At 39.7% G+C, this 18,027-nt stretch carries 14 protein-coding genes and 1 other RNA gene; 12 read left to right on the top strand and 3 right to left on the bottom strand.

What is annotated here, in order from left to right; genetic code table 11:
• Positions 1 to 6: 6 nt before the first annotated feature.
• The 3 genes from GX437_03445 to GX437_03435 are packed head-to-tail and all read right to left on the bottom strand — an operon-like array spanning position 7 to position 4,891.
• A complete protein-coding gene (locus tag GX437_03445; protein ID NLJ06707.1) occupies positions 7 to 2,796 on the bottom strand; it encodes a hypothetical protein in 2,790 nt (929 codons plus the stop codon).
• Positions 2,797 to 2,834: 38 nt separating this feature from the next.
• Positions 2,835 to 4,148 carry a M20/M25/M40 family metallo-hydrolase gene (locus GX437_03440; protein NLJ06706.1) on the bottom strand — a complete coding sequence of 438 codons (1,314 nt, stop codon included), beginning with the start codon at positions 4,146 to 4,148 and terminating at the stop codon, positions 2,835 to 2,837.
• Complete coding sequence (locus GX437_03435) at positions 4,145 to 4,891, bottom strand: hypothetical protein (GenBank protein ID NLJ06705.1); 747 nt, start codon at positions 4,889 to 4,891, stop codon at positions 4,145 to 4,147. Before GX437_03435 ends, GX437_03440 begins: the two co-directional genes overlap by 4 nt.
• A 94-nt stretch (positions 4,892 to 4,985) precedes the next feature.
• Between GX437_03435 and GX437_03430 the strand changes: the two genes are divergently transcribed.
• The 12 genes from GX437_03430 (at position 4,986) to GX437_03375 (ending at position 17,573) form a co-directional block, all read left to right on the top strand.
• The gene (locus GX437_03430) at positions 4,986 to 5,591 is read left to right on the top strand and encodes a class I SAM-dependent methyltransferase (protein ID NLJ06704.1); all 606 of its coding nucleotides are present in this window, start codon (positions 4,986 to 4,988) and stop codon (positions 5,589 to 5,591) included.
• Positions 5,588 to 6,085 (top strand): hypothetical protein, encoded by a 498-nt coding sequence (locus tag GX437_03425; GenBank protein ID NLJ06703.1) that lies wholly within the window; start codon positions 5,588 to 5,590, stop codon positions 6,083 to 6,085. Before GX437_03430 ends, GX437_03425 begins: the two co-directional genes overlap by 4 nt.
• Positions 6,082 to 6,780, top strand: a complete 699-nt coding sequence (locus GX437_03420; protein ID NLJ06702.1) for a hypothetical protein — start codon at positions 6,082 to 6,084, stop codon at positions 6,778 to 6,780. Before GX437_03425 ends, GX437_03420 begins: the two co-directional genes overlap by 4 nt.
• An 87-nt stretch (positions 6,781 to 6,867) precedes the next feature.
• Positions 6,868 to 7,235: a transfer-messenger RNA gene (gene ssrA / locus GX437_03415) on the top strand.
• 12 nt (positions 7,236 to 7,247) lie between these two features.
• Positions 7,248 to 8,267 (top strand): hypothetical protein, encoded by a 1,020-nt coding sequence (locus tag GX437_03410; protein NLJ06701.1) that lies wholly within the window; start codon positions 7,248 to 7,250, stop codon positions 8,265 to 8,267.
• Positions 8,268 to 8,706: 439 nt separating this feature from the next.
• Positions 8,707 to 9,921: a cation:proton antiporter gene (locus tag GX437_03405; GenBank protein NLJ06700.1), complete on the top strand. Its 1,215-nt coding sequence runs from the start codon at positions 8,707 to 8,709 to the stop codon at positions 9,919 to 9,921.
• A gap of 279 nt (positions 9,922 to 10,200) precedes the next feature.
• On the top strand, positions 10,201 to 13,026 hold the full coding sequence (locus tag GX437_03400) for a DEAD/DEAH box helicase family protein (protein ID NLJ06699.1): 2,826 nt from the start codon (positions 10,201 to 10,203) through the stop codon (positions 13,024 to 13,026).
• Between the two features lie 42 nt (positions 13,027 to 13,068).
• Positions 13,069 to 13,473, top strand: a complete 405-nt coding sequence (locus tag GX437_03395) for a GxxExxY protein (protein NLJ06698.1) — start codon at positions 13,069 to 13,071, stop codon at positions 13,471 to 13,473.
• A gap of 129 nt (positions 13,474 to 13,602) precedes the next feature.
• Positions 13,603 to 14,889 (top strand): hypothetical protein, encoded by a 1,287-nt coding sequence (locus GX437_03390; protein NLJ06697.1) that lies wholly within the window; start codon positions 13,603 to 13,605, stop codon positions 14,887 to 14,889.
• A 26-nt stretch (positions 14,890 to 14,915) separates the two neighbouring features.
• Positions 14,916 to 15,575, top strand: a complete 660-nt coding sequence (locus GX437_03385; GenBank protein NLJ06696.1) for a hypothetical protein — start codon at positions 14,916 to 14,918, stop codon at positions 15,573 to 15,575.
• Between the two features lie 20 nt (positions 15,576 to 15,595).
• The gene (locus GX437_03380) at positions 15,596 to 15,952 is read left to right on the top strand and encodes a four helix bundle protein (protein ID NLJ06695.1); all 357 of its coding nucleotides are present in this window, start codon (positions 15,596 to 15,598) and stop codon (positions 15,950 to 15,952) included.
• 124 nt (positions 15,953 to 16,076) lie between these two features.
• Positions 16,077 to 17,573 carry an SAM-dependent DNA methyltransferase gene (locus GX437_03375; GenBank protein ID NLJ06694.1) on the top strand — a complete coding sequence of 499 codons (1,497 nt, stop codon included), beginning with the start codon at positions 16,077 to 16,079 and terminating at the stop codon, positions 17,571 to 17,573.
• Positions 17,574 to 18,027 lie beyond the last annotated feature (454 nt).

The raw sequence follows: 18,027 nt of genomic DNA, 5'->3' as shown, positions 1-18,027 counted from the left end.
GCACGCCTACAACTCCATTCCAAGGAAAAGTAACCGGAGTGTCCATTGATTTTCATCAAACAGATAAGGCACCCTGATACCGGCATTAAACTCAAACGGCAGATTCAGAATATTGAAATCGAAGTTGATATCAAAACCTGCTGACCTGTAAAGAGTTGAATTTCCCTGAAAACTTCCGGCACCATGGTCATAGAACACTGCTGACCTGACCCGTTTCAGGTAAAATAAAGCTCCGATGGGCAGATCGGGATAAAGCACCGGAAAATGATAATTGACTGAGAACCGCCTGAAATTATCCTGTCGCTCATAAGTGTAACCTCTGACAAAATTTACATTGCTTGCAAACCAATAGGTTTCATGATGATGTTTTTCAAAATCAGCCTCAATGGTGATCACATGGCTTTTAGCCATTCCGGGAAAGTTAAACGCAGACTGAAGTGAAAAAATATTGCCTACCAACTGGTCTGAAAACAATGAGCGGCTGTAATGAATTGTTAACGACTGCGACCATCTCGAATCCACATCACGTTGGGCAGACGATTTTGTGTTTGAAATCTGAAAGGAGGCATTTAAGGGAATAAACCTGCCGTTAAAAGCGTCAAAGCTATCGACATCGGTCCGGCCATCTACCTGACGAACACCCGAAGAAAGGCTCAGCATGGCAAAACGCTGCCAGGCTCCGCGATTATTAAACAAGGGTATATCCACACCGGCTGTCAGATCTTTTTCATTCCATAAATTGCCATTGCTATTCCTTCTGTTTCTTTCTGCAGACAGGGTAAATAATGGATAAAAACGATTGTAGCTCAATGAAAAACCGGTGCTCCATGTTTTATCCCTGTTGTAATTTGCAAATAAATTTATACCTGTCGTATTCAGCAGGTCATTGGAAGTGAGGCTGAAGCTTCCTGATTTGACAGAGGGCAAAAAAGTCCATGAATGGACATTCAGCAAATGAGCAGACTGATGATAGTCTGTTTCGGGATAAACGGTTTCAGGAATACCTGTTTCTCCTTCGAAAATGTTCCTGCCCTGTTCCTGCTCAATCATTGGCTCAAAATAGCGGGTTTCTCTGACCTGCACATCTTCGATGGGTTTCCATGTTGCAGGATTGACAGCTATTTCTGCAATATTGTATCCATATTCGGAATACTCAAGGAAAAGCATTTTGCTTTCATCATCAGACAGTGAGGCATTAACTCCGGCCAGCATGCAATTGGTAATCTGATAACGTTTTCCTGTCTGAATATCAATAGCATAGAGGTTGTCAACTCCTGAATAAGGGGATTCATAAATGATATAATTCCGGTAAAAAACAGGATTGGCAATGTTTTCCCATGTCTCCGGAATAACTACCTGATATGCTTTTGTCTCCAGATCAAGGATGACCAGAGATTTACCGTTAAACTTCTGACGGGTGAAAACCAGCTTTTTACCATCTTCCGACCATGAAGGGGTCTGAATAAAGGCATTGTCTTTTTCAGGAATACGCTCAAGAATTGCTCCCGTTTTAAAATCAAAAATGACCAGATTGCATCTCCGGTCGGTGGTGAATTCTACTGCAACAATTTTTGTAAAATCAGGAGAAATTTCAGGCACAAAAAACCTGCCTTTGGTGGTTAAATATCTGGTCTGCCCTGTTTTGAAATTAAAAAGTACAATGTCTGAGTAATTTTGATTCAGATAACGCTTGTCGTAACAATATTCATTATAGCAGATATAATCTCCGGCAATAGATGGCTTCTCGTAAACAGGCAACTGTTTGATTTTCTTTACACTACCATCTTCAGGATTTACAGAGACCAGATGAATATCGTCAGCAAGGCCATATTGTAAGGCAATGATTTTTCCATCCGCGGAATAAACCGGATTTTCAAAATTCGTCCAGATTTTATTGTTTCTCTTATTAATGATTTTTGATTCAGTAAACTGAAGACCACTGACCTGCCAGCGATAAATTGAATCCAGTTCATCCATGGCAGCATTGTAGGTTTTTCTGGCATTTAAACCCGTATATTTTTTCATCATTCGTGAAAACCGGAAAGGACTGACAGAAAACCACGACACCCGATTGTGAATTTTATCCCATGTATCGGGCGGGTTGTGTCGCCTGACATAGCAGTTCATCAGATAGCCAAGGGTGTACCAGTTGGGATAATAATCTTTATAAGATAGCATATAAGCTTTGTAATAGCTGTATCTTTTCCCTGCCAGCAACAAGGCTCTGACATGCAGGTCAAAGTCAGGAATACGACCACGTCCGGTGGCGGTGAGGGAAGTTTCGGTGCCAACCGCATCCCCTTCCCAGAACCACATTGGGACAGAGATGACTGATAAAGCATTTACACCTGTCTGTCCGAAAAACAGAGAAGCGATACGTGTCAATCCGTGATTAAATTTATCGTACTGAACCATGTGACGACCTTCATGAACCGAAAGCAGCCGGTACCATTCGCCAGTTCCGACCAGTGAGCCTTGCGGAGGAGCTGAATACCATTCACTTCTGCGGGGTGCCAGACCGACATATCCGTTGGCCATTGCTCCACGGTTGGTCAGCATTAATGTCCATTTGCCGAACTTACGTGGTTTTAATGTTTTCTGCAAAGGCTCCCTTACATATTCCAGCGTATTGGCTACCCGCCGGGCCTCAGCTGATAATTCTTCCGGATAAATGATTTTGTAATGGTCTGTTTTTATCTGTTTCCATCTGATAAACGGCTCATTTTGCTGAATGTCCTGTGCTTTGTTAAAATAAAAAGCCAATACTAAACACAACAATGCAATCATTTTTTTCATAAATCAATGATTTTCAATTTGATAACAGATACAATCTCTTAATCTAAAGCTGACAGATAATCAGTAATCAGCCGGAAAGCTCCTTCATAACCTTTCATCGAAACGTTTGAAGGGACATCGCCAATCCCATGATAATGATAGTTTTTCTGCGGATCACCCATCAGATAGAGGTATATGGCATTTACTTTTTTCTCTGTAAACGGATAATGGTCGCTGATCGGAGAATTCTGACGCGACTGAATATCAACGAGATACTTCTTTGAAGTATTGATACTTTTCATTTTTGTAAATTCAGATTTACCGTTCATCACCATCAGGCCGGTTTCTCCAGTTGACATCATGTCGAGGTTGATCATCAGGCGGATATCAGCCAGTGAAATTTTTGAATGCTCAGTAAAATATTTTGATCCGATAAAGCCGGCCTCTTCAGCCCCGAAACCGATAAAAATCATTGAATAATCCGGCTGATTAAACACATCGGCATAATGACGTGCCAGATCAAGCATCATAGCTACTCCGCTGGCATTGTCGTTGGCCCCCGGAAAATACAGGTTTTTCCCCATGCATCCCAGATGGTCGTAATGTGCCCCTATTATGATATACTTATTGGGATATTTTTTCCCTTTCACCATCCCGATTACATTCTGTGTTTTATAGTCGTAATAGAATTTTGTATCTATTTTGAGTGTAACCATTTCGGCTTTCTTCGGGAAAACTTCTTTTTTCACGATGACTGTCGGAAATTTTTCAAAGTAAGTGGAAACTCCCCACATCAGGTCGTTTGTCAGCAACATGATGGCATCGGCTTTCATCTCGTTGGCAATGATTTTTTTAATGTATTTATTGTAAGGCTCTTTCTCAAAAGTCGCGACATCAATCACCATACAATAACCTGTAAAATCTTCAGCCATAAAGTTTTCAAAAGCAGCGTCATCTTTGATATGACGGGGAGCCAGATAATAAATGTCGAGTTCCTTTAAAGGGGTAGGCCCTGATGATGGCGACACCAGAAAATCTATTCCCGGTTTTAGCTCGGTTTTATCAATCATGAGTTTTACCGTTTCAGGAAACGTGTTTACCTTCATCGAAAACTCCTGCTGATAGGTCTTTATAGGTTGCCCGACCCTGCTGCCTGAAGTTGCCACAACGGTATCAAATGGGAGCAAGCCAAATTTAATAAACTCATTTTCAATAAAATATGCTGCCTTTTTATCTCCGGCACTGATGTATCCCCTGCCAAACATGTCGGCTGCACACAGCTTTTCCATCACTGTTTTTGCATAATCAAGGTCTTGTGCAAAAACAAACAGGGAAAATAAAATACTTACAAAAACAAATATCAGTCTTTTCATGATTCAGTTTTTAAAAAGATCAGTGATAAAATAATGTAAATCAATATAATGAGAGGTATTGCAAGAAAAAGAAAAATGATAAACATGACCACAAACAAAGCTACCAGTAAATACTGGAGCTTATTTTCGGCAAAAGACCAACCTTTCATTTTAAAACTGAATAATTTCAGCCTGCTCAACATTAAAAAAGAAAGCAGGAGAGAAATAAACAGCAGAAGCCATGGATTCAGAATAAAATCCTTGAAATAAATGGATTCCAGGTTAAAAATATAAAGGTCGTAACGTAAAATAAGCGGCAGAGAGGCCACCACCAAAGCAGAGGCAGGAGTAGGTAAACCTTTGAATATGGCCGTTTGTTGCTGATCAAGATTGAAACGGGCAAGCCGGATAGCAGCAGCAGCAGGCAGAATAAAGGGGATAAAAGTAACTGCAGGTATTTCTGTAAAATAAAGCGTTTCAATCCAGTTTGCGTGTGCCCGCAGCAGGAGAACATGGAGGATAAATGCCGGCAAAAGTCCGAAACTGACCAAATCGCTGAAAGAGTCGAGTTGTTTGCCGATATCGGACATAAGATTGAACTTTCTGGCGGTAAAGCCATCCAGAAAGTCAAAAATACAGGCCCAGATGACAAACCACGAAGCAGTGAATACATCCCCGTAAAGGGCATTTACTATTCCTGAAAATCCGCAGAAAAGATTGAGCAGGGTAAAAATATTGGCAGTATTTCTTAAAATAAAATTCATCTGAATGGAGGCAAAGTTAATAAGCCTCTTTCATTTAGAAAATATATTTGTACAACTGCCCGGATTTTGCATGTTCAGGCAGAAAATAATGAAAATGGGCAACCACTGGGACATTCGGTATGCTACCACTGAATATATTTACGGAACAGAACCAAATTTTTATTTCAAAAACTTTATCGACCGGCATGAACCGGGTAAAATCCTGCTTCCCTGCGAAGGAGAAGGCAGAAATGCAGTCTATGCAGCCCTCAGAGGCTGGCAGGTTGATGCTTTTGATACCAGCACCGAAGGCAGAAAAAAAGCATTGAAACTTGCTGCCGAAAAAGGCGTTGAAATCAACTATTTCCTGCACGATGTTTTTGATACCAATGGCTTTGAGGCTGATTATGATGCAGTTGCCCTGATATTTGCCCATCTTCATTCATCAAACAGAAGAAGAGTTCACCGTTATTTCAGCGGCTTAATCAAAGACGGAGGCTTTATTGTCCTGAATGCCTTCGCCAAAGAGCAACTGCCGCTCAACACAGGGGGACCGAAAGACATCGAAATGCTGTATCATGTGGAGGAAATTCGTGAAGACTTCAACACCCTGCATATACTCGAACTGGTTCAGAAAAAGATTCAGCTCGATGAAGGTAATCTTCATTCCGGCTGGTCGGAAAATATTTTGTTTTTGGCTCAAAAAAGTGATGCAATATGAGAGCACGTTTTATTCCGGCAATTTTAACCATCTTTTATTTTTCGACTGTAAAGGCTCAGTTTGTTGATCCTGAAATGGTCAGATTTGCAGAGAAATTCAAAAAAGCATTGATGGCTCAGCAGGTAGATTCATTGATTGCCCTCAAACCCACACCTGAAATATGGAGAAAACTCTATCCTGCAGAAACCCGGAAATTGAAGGATGAAGATATCATCAGCAACATCAACAAAAATGAGAAGACCATTGAAGATTACAACAATATCATTGAATCGGCCAAACAGGAAAAAGTCAATCTGGCAGGACTTCAGTATGTCAGCTATAAACTGAATGATTCACCGGACGGGAAAATGTTCAGTGCTGAGATTAAATACAAATATGGCGGACGGGATGAGGTAGTGTTTTCCTTCAGTCTTGTCAGATATGAAACCACCTTTTATCTGAATGAAATCCTGCTTAGCTATGAAATTTTCAAACGTTATTATTTCAACCGATGATAAATGAAGAACCCCTATCCTATTTCCTTAAAAAGGAAGGCTTTAACCGCTTGAACATCAGGAAATGGGTTCCGGGAGAAAAATACGGGGCAATTTTACTGAAAAACGGCAATATTGGCGTTTGTGCCACACTCAACCACCCTCAGCTTACCGATATTCCTGAAACAATTGAACTTACCAGAATTTCTGATAGAATTTTTTATCAGGCTTACCTGAATGCCATCCTGAACTACAACAATCACTACACTGAAACTTCCGATATTTCAGGAAAAATAGTATTTGGCCGTTATCAAAAAATTGTCATGATAGGCTGGTTCAGAACCTTAGCAGAAAAAATAGGTCAGACGCGGGCAGAACTGAGTATTTTTGATATGGATCAGGAGGATGAAACAATTTGTCCGGCAAAACAGATGAATGAAAAGCTGCAGCAGGCAGATGCCATTATCCTGACATCAACCTCGGTGATGAACAATACATTTTATGACATCATCAGCCAAAGCAAGGAAATCTGTGATATTTTTACGCTGGGGCCAAGCACATTGCTCGACAGGGATATGTTTCGCTACAGAAACATCAGGCAATTGTTCGGTGCGGTATTCAGAAAAAACGATGCCCAACTGCTGGAAATGATTGCTCAGGGACATGGAACCTCAACATTTTCGATACGCATGCAAAAAGTTTATTTATTGCCCTGAAAATAAGGAAATTTCAATCAGACAGCAAAATAATACATTAATTTGCCTTATTTTTGCAGCATTCACGCGTTTTGTTCTTAATTTACTGGGGCCGACCGGAATAGACAGGTTAGCAGTTGTATATGTAAGCATGCAGGTTCACGCGATAGAAACCTCAACAGCGGTCGCAAACAATTAAACGGCAACGTTTCTTATTCTCTGGCTGCTTAATCTTTACCGATTAAATAAGCCAGTCTTCCCGGCACTCCGATTTCTGCCGGAGAGCCATCAGGGAGGATCGCAAAGCAGAATAAGCGGGTGAAGGGTCTCGTCAGCCTGCCGACAAACTCAGAGACTTGTGCAGCAAACAGTCGTGTTTCAGGCCTGCTGCTGCAGACATAAACTGAAACTAAGCATGTAGAAAGCATATAGGACGCTTTCTCTGGACGGGAGTTCGATTCTCCCCGGCTCCACTAACAAAACCACCTGTGAGGGCATTTAAATATTTTTTATTTCTGTCGATTGTCTTATTTTCAGAATATCTTTCTGCCCAGGAAGATACCAATGCTATTCTTGCCCTCATTACCGTTGACAGTTGGGAAAAACCAAAAATCTCCGGTGCCAGAATAGCCTGCACCAACCTGAATACCATGGAGGCAAAAGGAACAAAGACTACCAATGGCCTTGCCCGGCTTTATCTTAGTTTTAACACCCTTTACGTCATCGAAGTTTCCTATCCGGGTTTTTATAAAAAAGCCATTCATGTTGAAACCACCATCGGCAAAAAGGACATCTTGCCCAATATGACCGTCAACATTGAATTCCTGTTAAAAAAGAATTGTGAAAACGACAGCATGGAAGGCACCATTATGAATGAAGCCATGGGCAGAATCACTTATAATAAACACAACCGTCAGTTTGAATATGATACCCGCTATACTTACCGGATGGAAAATATTTATGAAGATATACGTAAAAAGAAATGTGAACTGGCAGCAAAAGTCAGGCGGGCGCAGAAAATTGCAGTCGAAATGGGTGACTCAGCAAAAAATACCGCAAAGATAGCCGAGCTGAAAGCAGAACTGGAGCAACTGGCTGTTGAAATTCATAAGCTTGAGGAAGGGGTCAGAGAGTATTATGAAAAAGATCTGAAAGATAAAAATGTGGCCTCATTTTCAGGAAAGACCACTGCCTCTGCTGATACTGTTACAGATTCTGACACTACTTCATCAGAGGATTGGAAAAAAGTTAAACCTAAATTTGATGAAAAAAAACCATATATTTTCATTTTTCCGCGACACGGATGGCCCAGCGAACTGGCTAATTACCTGCAGGATTCCAGTTACAATGCACATTCCATCGGTTATTTCTGTTATTCTTTAAATGAAGAAAAGCGGGAAATATACATAGAAGATGCTGCCGAACTCCGTGAAAAATTCCCTGCCGAATTTGACAAAGCATTTTATAACTGGGATTATATCGTAAATGTAAATAAGAGAAAGGAATAGAAAAAAACGAACAGCATTCTGGTTCAATTAATAATATCTCCCCTGCTTATTTGTAACCATGAATATTTTCCGGATAAACTCCTGTCGCATTGTTTTTCAATTCTTTATCATTAATTCCATTCTGATATTGCTGTTGGTCAGGGAAGGTGATGAGTGATGGGTGATGGGTTTGCCCGTGCCAGAAATATGGAAGAATTCCGCCTTGGACAACAAAAAATTTTTTTTAATTGTATAAAACTTTGTTGCTTTTGTATCTGAACAAAAACATTAATTTTGCCTTCAGAATTTAAGTCTAAAATGATTTTCATGGCTGAGGCGTATTCAGGTAAAGTAAAAAAATACACAATATTGCATATATCCAATCGTTACCAACAATGCGAAAAAACTAAAGACAATGATAATAATTTTTAATTACAAATCTACTAAATGTGAATAAAATATGAATGAAGCATTTTTTGAACTTCCTTTCTTTACTAATCTATTAATTATATTAGTTGCTGCAAAATTATTAGGTGAATTGTTTGAGCGTTTTAAACAACCTTCAATGATTGGAGAAATATTAGCAGGAATAATTTTAGGACCTAGTTTATTTAATTTAATCCATAGAACAGAAGACATAAAGGTTATTTCTGAACTTGGAATATTCCTTTTAGTAATTATGATTGGTTTAGAAATAAATATTAATTCAATTCTAAAATCTTTAAAAGGAAGAAATCTGATTATTTCATTAATGGCTTTCTTTATTCCCATATTCTGTGGTACAAGTATTGGTTTTATATTCAATCAAAGTATTATGACATCTTTATTTATAGGACTTTGTGTTGCAATAACTGCACTTCCTGTAAGTATAAGAATTTTAATGGATTTGGGTAAAATAAATACCGATATTGGACAAAAAATAATTTCAGTGGCAATTTTTGACGATGTTTTAGCACTGACCATACTTGGTGTTTTAATTAATATAAAAAATACTGATTTTTCCTTCTTTACAATTTTAAAAGCAGGTTCATTTTCCTTACTCAAGTTAGTAGTGTTTATTGTAATTTTAAGTTTTGTATATATTTTAATAAAAAAAATTCTTCGTAGGGGCGATTATATTGAGAATTCATTGAATAAACTCACATCATCACTAAAAGGTAAAGAGCCATTGTTTGCTTTATTTTTTGTATTTATTTTATTGTTCTCAACATTTACAGAGACATTAGGGTTACATTTCATCGTTGGTGCTTTTTTTGGTTCGATGCTTATAAGTGAGCAATTAATAGGAAAAGACAATTTGAAAGCAATAGAAAAAACTACAGGTAATATTTCAATGGGTTTTTTAGCCCCTATCTTTTTTGCAGGCATTGGTCTTGAGTTTAATTTTTTGTCTATAAGTAATATTGGACTTTTATTAGCAGTTATTTTTGTTGCATATTTTTCAAAAATTTTGGGGGGTTATTTCGGTGGAAGATTTGCAGGACTTAATGGAAAAACTTCTTTAACACTTGGAATAGGACTTAATGCTAGAGGAATAATGGAATTAGTTATTGCCAATATTGCTTATAATGCAGGACTTATAAGTACAGAGATTTTTTCAATACTTGTGATTATGGGAATTCTTACAACCTTAACAACGCCAATCTTATTAAAAAGAGCATTTAGACATGAATGAAAACGCACAGTTGGTAACAAAGTGTAGCAGTAATAAGGGTTTTAGAGGGTATTTAAGCGTTCTAACTCGCATAAAGTTTCGTGTAGGTTGATAGTGATGAAGCCCGTAATCCCTTACTACTGCTACACTCGAACATTAACGGTCATGCTAAAAAAAGCCAGCCGCATCCCGATAGCTATCGGGACACAAGCCCACGCTTCGCAAAACCAAAAGTGCCATTTTTTTGTCCACACACCAATGAATAATAATAACTTTGCACTTATGATATTTGAGTAAATAATGACCAATCAGAACCCGGAACAAACAGCAAGAGATAACATCGACAGGCAACTGAATGCCTGCGGTTGGGTGGTTCAATCCAAATCCAAAATTAATTTTAGTGTCGGTATTGGTGTGGCTGTTCGTGAATATCAGACGGATGTCGGACCTGCCGACTATGTGCTGTTTGTTGACAGAAAACCGGTTGGAATTATTGAGGCAAAACGTGAAGAAGAAGGGCATAAACTCACCGTACATGAAGGGCAGGCAGAAGATTATGCTGCCGCTAAACTCAAATACCTGAACAACGAAAAACTACCCTTTGTGTATGTAAGCACAGGCGAAGTAACTTTGTTTACCGACTTTAGAGACCCTAAACCAAGAGCCAGAAATGTATTTACTTTTCATCGGCCCGAAACGCTGCGGAACTGGCTGAAGAAAACCAAATCGCTGCGGGCAGCCCTGCAAGACCTTAACAATTTGCCCACCCGGGGATTACGCGATTGCCAGATAAATGCCATCACCAACCTCGAAAAATCGTTCAGGCAAAATAAGCCGAGAGCCTTAATTCAGATGGCAACCGGTTCGGGAAAGACTTTTACCGCAATTACTTCTGTATATCGTCTGCTAAAACTGAAAGACGATAACAACAATAATGTAGTAAGGCGTATTCTTTTTTTGGTGGACACCAAAAACCTGGGCGAACAGGCTGAGCAGGAATTTATGAGCTACCTGCCCAATGACGATAACCGTAAGTTCACCGAATTGTATAGTGTTCACAGGCTTAAATCAGGATATATTCCTGACGATAACCATGTGTACATCAGCACCATCCAACGCCTGTATGCCGTGTTGAAAGGACAGGACCTTGACGAAAGTGCCGAAGAAGATAATCCACACGAAAAGTGGCAACCCAAAGAAGTGCCACCCGTAGAATACAACGAAAAACTGCCGGTTGAATTTTTCGACTTCATTTTTATTGACGAATGCCACCGCAGTATTTACAACCTGTGGATGCAGGTACTGGATTACTTTGATGCTTTTCAGATTGGACTCACAGCAACGCCCGATGCCCGCACTTATGCCTATTTTCAGCAAAATATCGTTTCGGAATATTCACACGAAATGGCCGTAGCCGATGGCGTAAATGTGGGTTATGATGTGTACCTGATTGAAACTAAAATATCCAAAAAAGGGGCTACACTTTGGAAAGGTCAATACATTGAAACACGCGAAAAGCTCACAAGAAAAAAACGTTATGAACTGCAGGACGAGGACGAAAGCTATTCTGCACAGCAGTTGGATAAAGACATCGTAAACCCCAACCAAATCCGTATGGTTATTCGCACCTTCAAAGAGCATCTGCCACAAATGTTCCCTGACCGCTACGACAATGACGGCAATTTTGAAGTTCCCAAGACACTGATTTTTGCCAAAACCGACAGCCACGCTGATGATATTATTCAGATTGTAAGAGAAGAGTTTAACGAAGAAAACCGCTTTTGCAAAAAAGTAACCTACCGTGCCGAAGAAGACCCCAAATCGGTGCTGGCTCAGTTTCGCAATGATTATTACCCGCGTATTGCCGTAACGGTGGACATGATTGCCACTGGCACAGACGTGAAACCGCTTGAATGTCTGCTCTTTATGCGCGATGTGAAAAGCCGCAACTACTTTGAGCAAATGAAAGGACGCGGCACACGGGTAATCAATTTTGACGATTTGAAAAAAGTATCGCCCTGCGCCAAAATGGCTAAAGACCATTTTGTGATAGTGGATGCCATTGGTGTTACCAAAAGCCTGAAAACCGACAGCCGTCCGCTGGAGAAAAAGCCCGGTGTGCCTTTGAAAGATTTACTGGGTGCTGTGGCTGTGGGTGCTCGGGATGAAGATTTATTTACCTCTTTGGCAAACCGCCTGACCCGATTAGACAAACAGATTACCGAAAAAGAAAAAAAGCAGTTTGAAGAAAAATCAGGCGGCAAATCGCTTACACAGGTAGTAAAAGACCTGCTGAATGCCTACAACCCCGATACCGTTGAAGCCATTGAGCAAAAAGTAAGAGAGGAAAAACCTGGCGAAGCACCTGCCCTAATTGAAGCAGAAATCAATCAACGATTAGAGCAACTACGCCATGAAGCCGCCAAAGTATTTACCGGAGAGCTGAACGAATTTATTGAAAATGTTCGCAAAGCCCACGAACAAAAAATTGACCTCCTTAACCCCGATGAACTGATAAACGCAGGCTGGGACAAAGACAATACTTCGACAAGCTCAGCATTAGTAGCTGACTTTAAAGCATGGATAGAGAGCCACAAAGATGAAATGGTAGCTTTGCAGATTTTTTACAGCCAACCCTACCGCAGGCGTGAACTTACCTATGCCATGATTAAAGATTTGTCGGAAAAAATCAAAATGGACAAACCCTCTCTTGCTCCTATGAGTGTGTGGCGGGCTTATGAGCAACTGGATGCTTCGACTCTTCGACAGGCTCAGGGCTCAGCACCCATTGGCAGTCCTAAAAACGAACTGGTTGCATTGGTTTCTTTAATCAGAAGAGTGATGGGAATTGATAATGTTTTAACCCCTTACGACAAAACCGTAGATAAAAACTTTGCCGACTGGGTGTGGAAAAAACAACAAGGTGCCGGCATCAAGTTTACCAAAGAACAGATGGAATGGCTGTATATGCTGAAAGAGCAAATTGCCACTTCGGTTCATGTTGATATGGACGACCTTGATTACACACCCTTTGATGCCAAAGGTGGAAGGGGCAAAATGTGGCAACTCTTTGGCGATGAAATGGAAAACATTATTTACGAACTCAACGAAGCACTGGCAGCATAATGTCTTGAACCATGATTATAAGGATTAATTGATTACTTGATTATGAAATATGAAGAATTGACACGAAAAATTATTGGTGCTGCCATGGAGGTGCATAAACATCTCGGAAATGGATTTCAGGAAGTGGTGTATCAAAGAGCACTTTCCATTGAAATGAACTTACAGGGCATAGCACACGAACGAGAAAAGGAGATGCCATTGCAATACAAAGGTTATGATATTGGCACCCGCAGGGTTGACTTTTTTGTGGAGGAAAAAATAATGGTAGAAATCAAAGCCATCATTAATCTTGAAGATGTTCACCTGGCACAGGCCATGAACTATGTAGAAGCCTACAACATGGAAATAGGTCTGTTGCTGAATTTCGGTTCAAAAAGCTTGCAATTCAAACGTGTTCATAACAATAATCTTATTAATAAATCAAGCAATCATGGCCATCAGGCATAATCATGGTTCAGACAATTGAGCAGCAATATGAACGAAAATAATATATTACCGAAAGGGTGGAGAACAAAAAACCTTTGCCGATGATATGGAAACAATTATTTATAAACAAAACCAAGTACTAGCAGCGTAATGAGTGAAAATATTTTATATAAAGCAGAATTACCCACTGGTTGGGCACTCATAAATTTTTCTGAGACTTGTGATAGTATTTCCTTGAATGGGATTAAAATCAAACAGAAGGATTATCAGCAAAAAGGGAAATATCCTGTTATTGACCAAGGGCAAGAATTAATTGGTGGTTACTTTGATAAAGATGAGTTAGTAGTTGAAGGCGACCCACCATTCATAATTTTTGGAGACCATACAAAGGTTATGAAATTCGTCAATTTTAAATTCATTGCGGGTGCTGATGGAGTAAAGGTTTTAAAGCCTTTTGAATTTTTAAATCCTAAACTATTTTTTTATTTTTTACATTGTATAAATCTTCCTGATAAAGGTTATGCAAGACATTATCAATTTTTAGGAAAAGCGGAATTCCCAATCCCCCCCCTTCCCGAGCAGCACCGCATTGTAGCCAAAATAGAGGAGTTGTTCAGCAGTTTGGATAAAGGCATTGAAAGCCTGAAAACCGCACAGCAGCAGCTCAAAGTATATCGGCAGGCGGTATTGAAATGGGCGTTTGAGGGGCGTTTCACCCACCCGAATGTAAAAGAAGGCGAATTGCCGGAGGGGTGGATTTCCACAACACTTGGTGATATTATTTCTATCAGTAGCGGTACAGGTTTAACTAAAGCTAATCGTAGTGATGAAGGCGAATATCTTGTTTACGGTGGTAATGGGATTACCGGAAAGCATAAGGAATATCTATTCGAAGAAGAAAAAGTGATAATTGGCAGAGTGGGTGTTCATTGCGGAAATATCCATATTACAAAACCTAAAAGTTGGATTACTGATAATGCTTTTGTAGTGTCTTTTGATGAAGAAAGTATTGATTTGAAGTTTCTACATCATTTACTGAAAGTTTGCAATTTAAATAAATACGCAAGTTCCACCGCACAACCAGTTATTTCTCAAGGAAAATTATATCCTATTGAAATTTCTTATCCAAAAAACAAATCCGAACAACAACTCATCGTCTCCGAAATCGAAAAGCGCCTGTCGGTAGCCGATAAGCTGGAAGAAAGCATTGCCACTGCCCTGCAACAAGCCGAAGCCCTGCGCCAGAGCATTTTGAAAAAAGCCTTCGAAGGCAAATTATTGAGCGAAGCTGAATTAGAGGAGTGCCGCAACGAACCCAACTGGGAGCCGGCTTCGGTTTTACTGGAACGAATTGCTTCGGCAAAGCTCAGCATAAAAAAAGCAGAAAGGGGAAAAAATAAATCTGAAAAGGCATCTAAAAAATCAAGTCAATCATAAAAATCATATAAATCACAGTTCAGACAATGGATAGCAGGATTGAAATATACCAAACTTCCGATAATCAAACAGTAGTAGAAGTCAGGTTCGATACCGATACTGTCTGGCTTTCGCAACAACAAATGGCATTGCTTTTCGGGCAAACAAAACAAAACATCAGCTTGCATATCAACAATTGTTTTAAAGAAGGCGAACTCGATAAAAATTCAACTGTCAAGAAATACTTGACAGTTCAAACCGAAGGAAAAAGAAAAGTATCCCGTAACATTGAATACTACAATCTTGATGTAATCATATCTGTTGGCTACCGTGTAAAGTCTATTCGTGGCACCCAGTTTCGCCAGTGGGCTACACAGCGTTTAAAAGATTATCTGGTGCAGGGCTACGCCATCAACGAAAAGCTGCTTGCTGAGAAGCAAATGCAGGTGGAAGAACTCATCAATTACGAATTATCAATTACGAATCATCAATTACGAATTATCAATTACGAATCATCAATTACGAATCGTCAATTACGAATCATCAATTACGAATCGTCAATTACGAATCATCAATTACGAATTATCAATTACGAATCATCAATTACGAATTATCAATTACGAATTATCAATTACGAATTATCAATTACGAATTATCAATTACGAATCGTCAATTACGAATCAGCAATAATGAATAATCTGTTATGAATAAATGAAAGGGAAAAGAAATGAAACAAAATAATGTCATTCAGCAAAAATCGTTTGAGTTTGCCATCAAAATGGTGAATGTGTATAAACATTTAACCATAGAAAAAAAAGAATTTATACTGGCAAAGCAGCTACTACGGTCCGGAACTTCTATCGGTGCTAATATTGAAGAATCTATCGGAGGACAATCGGAAAGAGATTTTCTTTCAAAAATCAGCATTGCATATAAGGAAGCAAGGGAGAGTAAATACTGGTTAAAGTTGCTGAAAGCTACCGGATATCTGACCGAACCAGTTGCTGACACCCTTTTAAATGACATTGAAGAAATATGTAAAATAATCGGAAAAATACAAACCACCATCAAAAACCGCAATTGAAAATTGACAATTCGTAATTGAAAATTGACAATTGAAAATTGAAAACTCGTAATTGAAGATTGAAGATTCGTAATTGAAAATTGAAGATTGAAAATTGAAAATTGAAAATTGAAAATTGAAAACTATGACAGAAAACAACACTTCCAGCATCATCAGCAAAGTATGGAGTTTTGCCACCGTATTGCGTGACGATGGTGTAGGCTATGGCGATTACCTCGAACAAATCACCTACCTGCTGTTCCTGAAAATGGCAGACGAGTTCAGCAGACCGCCTTACAACCGTAAACTACCCATTCCAAAAGAATACAACTGGGAAAGCCTTACGGCTAAACGTGGCGCGGAGTTAGAAAATCATTATACCAATTTGTTGAGAGAATTATCACAATCAAAAGGTATTCTGGGGCAAATCTTTATCAAGAGCCAAAATAAAATACAAGACCCTGCCAAACTCTCCAAACTCATTGATATGATTGACAAAGAGCAATGGAGTACCATGGGAGCCGATGTAAAAGGCAAGATTTACGAAGGCTTGCTGGAGAAAAACGCAGAAGACACCAAAAGCGGTGCCGGTCAGTATTTCACCCCCAGAGCCTTAATCCGTGCCATGGTGGAATGTGTTAGACCAGAACCCATGAAAACCATAGCCGACCCTGCTTGCGGAACGGGCGGTTTCTTTCTGGCCGCTTATGATTTTATTGCCAACCCGGCCAACTACTCACTCACCCGCGAAGAAAAGGAATTTCTCAAGCTCAACACTTTTTTCGGAAACGAAATTGTTCAGAATACCCGAAGGCTGGCGCTGATGAACCTATTCCTGCACAACATAGGCGATTTTGACAGCGACAATTTTATCTCTCCGGCCGATGCCCTCATTTCCGACACAGGTTTGCGGGTAGATTATGTACTGACCAATCCGCCTTTCGGCAAAAAAAGCAGCATGACCTTCACCAACGAAGAAGGAGAACAGGACAGCGAAGATCTCACCTACAACCGTCAGGACTTTTGGGTAACCACCAGCAACAAACAATTGAACTTTTTGCAGCACATCCGCACCATGCTCAAATCGAACGGACGAGCCGCTGTAGTTTTGCCCGACAACGTATTGTTTGAAGGCGGTGCAGGTGAAACCATCCGAAAGAAATTGCTGGAAACCACCAACCTGCATACCATACTCCGCTTACCGACAGGAATTTTTTACAAGCAAGGCGTAAAAGCCAACGTGTTGTTTTTCGACAATAAGCCTGCAGCCAAAGAACCCTGGACTAAAGAAATTTGGTTTTACGATTTCAGAACCAATATCAAATTTTCGCTCAAGAAGAATCCTTTGCGTTACGAAGATTTGCAGGATTTCATTAAATGCTATAATCCATCCAACATACACCAGCGCAAAGAAACCTACCATCCCGAAACCAATCCCGAAGGCCGTTGGCGCAAATTCACCTATAATGAAATTATTGAACGGGACAAAACCAGCCTCGACATTACCTGGATAAAAGACAAAAGCCTTACAGACCTTGACAATTTACCCGACCCGGATGTATTAGCCAGCGACATCATCGAAAACCTGAGAGCAGGCATAGAAAGTTTTGAAGAAATAATGGGAACAATAAACGGGAAATAGCCCACGCATTTGCAAGCACATGTAAAAACTGCACACTTGTCCGGAACTTGTCGAAGGAAGCCAACGCTTAAACCAATACTGTTAAAAGAGATTGCAAAGCCAAACCAAAAGAAAAGAAATTTTAAAAAATGCCCGACTCACGACAAAAGACAATGAAGATGACTGCAAGAAATAGACAGACTATCCCCGGCAGACAAGGAAGCACCGGTGGTAACAGGCGTTTGGCATAAGTGAAGTGGTTAATTGAGTACCTGTTCCTGTCCATGCCTGAAAGATGGAAGAATTCCGCCTTGGATAACAAAACATTTTTTTTATTGTATAAAACTTTGTTGCTTTTGTATCTGAAAAAAAATATTAATTTTGCCATCAAATGTAAGTGAACATAATTTTTATGGAGGAGGCGTATTCAAGTAAAGTAAAAATATACGCTATATTGCGTATATCCAATCGTTAT

This window comes from Sphingobacteriales bacterium, assembly GCA_012517435.1.
Lineage (GTDB): Bacteria > Bacteroidota > Bacteroidia > CAILMK01 > JAAYUY01 > JAAYUY01.
The sequence above is the reverse complement of the archived record's forward strand: the minus strand, read 5'-3'. Positions and strand labels throughout refer to the sequence as shown.